3 protein-coding genes are annotated in these 3,355 nt (G+C 34.9%); 2 read left to right on the top strand and 1 reads right to left on the bottom strand.

The window, feature by feature from the left end; all coding sequences use genetic code 11:
* The first annotated feature begins 289 nt into the window (after window positions 1-289).
* The gene (locus tag AB1422_18150; GenBank protein MEW6621222.1) at window positions 290-1,057 is read left to right on the top strand and encodes a class I SAM-dependent methyltransferase; all 768 of its coding nucleotides are present in this window, start codon (window positions 290-292) and stop codon (window positions 1,055-1,057) included.
* Between the two features lie 228 nt (window positions 1,058-1,285).
* Entirely contained in the window at window positions 1,286-1,471 is a 186-nt protein-coding gene (locus tag AB1422_18155; protein ID MEW6621223.1) for a hypothetical protein, read from the top strand.
* A 238-nt stretch (window positions 1,472-1,709) separates the two neighbouring features.
* On the opposite strand, the gene hemL is transcribed toward AB1422_18155, so the two are convergent.
* Window positions 1,710-2,999: a glutamate-1-semialdehyde 2,1-aminomutase gene (gene hemL, locus AB1422_18160; protein MEW6621224.1), complete on the bottom strand. Its 1,290-nt coding sequence runs from the start codon at window positions 2,997-2,999 to the stop codon at window positions 1,710-1,712.
* Window positions 3,000-3,355 lie beyond the last annotated feature (356 nt).

The raw sequence follows: 3,355 nt of genomic DNA on the forward strand, positions 1-3,355 counted from the left end.
GATATGGAGATAAGATAATAGAAATAGATTGAAATTTATAGAAATAGGTAGAAATTGATTGTGGAAAACAACAAATTTCTATAAATTTCTATTAGTTTCTACTAATTTCAATTTTTTTAATAATATCTCCATAATCCCCGTATCTCCTTTTCTTACACTATTTCAACCTTTATGTTAGATTAAGACACCACCAAATTTTCAGCCATCAGCCTTGAACCTAATTACGGACACGGATTATGAATTTTCAGTGTTTCATCCGTGTCTATCTGTGGCTGAATAATTACAATTAGTGGAACAAAGAATGGATTTAATCGCTTACCGAAATAAAGAAATTGAAAAAAAAAGAACTGATGATTTAATGGCACTCATTCCAGGTGATTCCAGAAAGACTGCTCTGGATATTGGGGCATGGGATGGTTGGTTTTCCCTGTTGCTTGCTGAGAGATTCGAGCGAGTAACCGCACTTGATTTAGAAAAACCGTCTATTGCTCATCCAAAAATTCAATGTGTTAAAGGAGATGCGACTAATTTAGCTTTTGATAACGATGAATTTGATTTGGTATTTTGTGCAGAAGTTCTTGAACATATTCCATCTAATCATCTGCAAAAAGTTTGTTCCGAGTTAGAACGTGTTACGAAGAAATATATTCTTATTGGCGTTCCTTTCAAGCAAGATATCAGAGTAGGTCGAACAAAATGCCACACCTGTGGAAAAAGGAATCCTTCATATGGACATATTAATAGTTTTGATGAGCACAGATTAAAAAAATTGTTTCCTTTATGCGAGGTAAAGAAGATATCGTTTGTAGGACTAAACAATAAATGCACTAACTTATTGTCAATGTTGCTTCTGGACCTGGCAGGAAACCCATATGGCTCTTATCAAGATGATGAATGGTGTCTTCATTGTGGAGCCAGGCTAAAAAGGCCACTCCAAAGAAATATTTTGCAGAAAGTTTTAACAAGAATGGCAGTTTATATCCAAAATATACAACAATATTTCCACCGCCCACAGCCGAATTGGATTCATATCCTTTTTGAGAAGCGGAAGGTATAACAACCACATCAACACGTAAGTGTTTAGCGTGTTCTGAATGACGCTAATTTAAGGCGTAACTCTTTGGTAAATAATAGGATACCGCTGTAAAATATTCCACGAAGAGATTAATGCAAATATCAAAATGTCGTAAGCGTTCAGGTGGTGTAACAAAAGGAGATATGGAGATTAAGGGGATAAGGGGATATTATTTAAAAAATTGAAATTAGTAGAAACTGATAGAAATTTATGGAAACTTGTTGTTTTCCACCATCAATTTCTACCTATTTCTATAAATTTCAATCTATTTCTATTATCTTATCTCCATATCTCCCTTATCTCCTTATCCCCTTTCTTACACTTTTGATATATAGCCTGAACGGTTACAAAATGTCCAAAGCAAAATTACAAAGCAAAATGCAAAAATACTTGTAAGGGAACAAAAAAATCAAATATTAAAAATCAAAAATAAGAATAAAAGAATTCCTTAATTTTGATATTTGCTCTTTGATTTTTGATATGATATTTGATATGTCATTTTGCATTTTAATATTTAATTTTTAATTTTGTATTACAAAACTTATTGTATTTCAAATAGTTTTGTAATAACTCAATATTTTCCCTTCATGTTTTCTGACCACGCTAAACAGATACATCAACACAGTAGTCTGACCTAAATTTTCTGACTTACTGCTTTAAATCCATATTTGCTTGCTTCTATTGTTTTTTCAATATCTTGCGTTGTATGAGCAATAGAGACAAAACCTGCCTCAAACTGAGAGGGGGCTAAATAAATTCCTTGATTTAACATCTCTTTGAAAAATGTGGCATAAGCAATAATATCTGCTTTCTTAGCCGATTGGTAATCAACGACCTCCTCATCAGTGAAAAAGATACAAAATAAAGAGGCAATTTTAGTCACAAATGGTTTTATTCCACAATCTTTTGCCACATCTTGTAGCCCCTGGATTAACAGTGTTGTTTTTTTATCCAATTCTTCATAGATATCAGGAAGTATTTTAAGTGTTTGGATGCCGGCTTGCATAGCGATTGGATTACCGGATAAAGTTCCCGCCTGATAAACACCACCCAGAGGAGCAACCAGCTCCATAATTTCTCTTTTCCCACCATAAGCACCAACGGGAAATCCACCTCCAATGATTTTTCCCAGACAAGTTATATCTGGTTTTATTCCATAGAGTTGTTGAGCACCACCATAAGCAACCCTAAATCCAGTAATCACCTCATCAAAGATAAGTAAAATGCCATATTGTTGACTAATTTCTCGTAATCCCTGTAAAAATCCTTCTTTGGGTAGGATTAATCCCATATTTGCGGCAACGGGTTCGACGATTACGCAAGCGATTTGTTCCCCTTGTTTTTTTATCACCTCTTTGATGCTCTCAATATCATTGTAAGGTAAAGTAATCGTGTGATTAGCCAGGTCTTTGGGTATACCCAGACTATCCGGGATACCTAATGTTGTCGCCCCTGACCCCGCCTTAACTAACAAACTATCACTATGTCCATGGTAACAACCTTCAAATTTAACTATTTTATCTCGTTTTGTATAACCTCTGGCTAATCTAATGGCACTCATTACTGCCTCAGTGCCAGAATTGACCATTCGGATGAGTTCAATTGATGGTATTGCCTCGATTATCTTTTTGGCTAATTCGAGTTCTATTTCAGTTGACGCACCAAAGGTTGTCCCTTTATCGCAGGCGTGTTTTACTGCCTCAATGACTTGAGGATGGCAATGTCCTAAAATGAGCGGTCCCCAGGAACAGACATAGTCAATATATTCATTGCCATTGGCATCATAAATCTTTGACCCAAAACCGCGCTCAATGAATAGTGGGTTGAGACCAACAGCCTTAAAAGCCCTGACTGGACTATTCACACCACCAACAAGGTATTGATTTGCTTTTTTAAATAGCTCTTTTGATATGCCTAATTCCATTCGTAGGTAATTATACACTATGAAGTTAATGAGGTCAAGAGATTTTTTAAAGAAACTTACCCATATAGTGGTTATTAACTGGAAGTTTACATAGGATAATACCCATAAATAAGGCATGAGAATAATCGTTCCGTTAGGAACATAATATCGGTAGAAATAGATAGACAAATCAATACAGTTCCGTAGGAACGATATATTGGTAGAAAATTTATGGAAAGCCATTTACCAATATGTAACCGTTCAGGCTATATATCAAAAGTGTAAGAAAGGGGATAAGGAGATAAGAGTGATATGGAGATAAGATAATAGAAATAGATTGAAATTTATAGAAATAGGTAGAAATTGATTGTGGAAAA

The organism is bacterium, assembly GCA_040757115.1.
Taxonomy (GTDB): domain Bacteria; phylum UBA9089; class CG2-30-40-21; order CG2-30-40-21; family SBAY01; genus JBFLXS01.

What these genes read in the sequence shown, in the direction of transcription:
- AB1422_18155 (MEW6621223.1), top strand. Translation starts at nt 1,286, where the DNA reads ATGGAAACTTGTTGTTTTCCACCATCAATTTCTACCTATTTCTATAAA.
- hemL (MEW6621224.1), bottom strand. Translation starts at nt 2,999, where the DNA reads ATGGAATTAGGCATATCAAAAGAGCTATTTAAAAAAGCAAATCAATAC.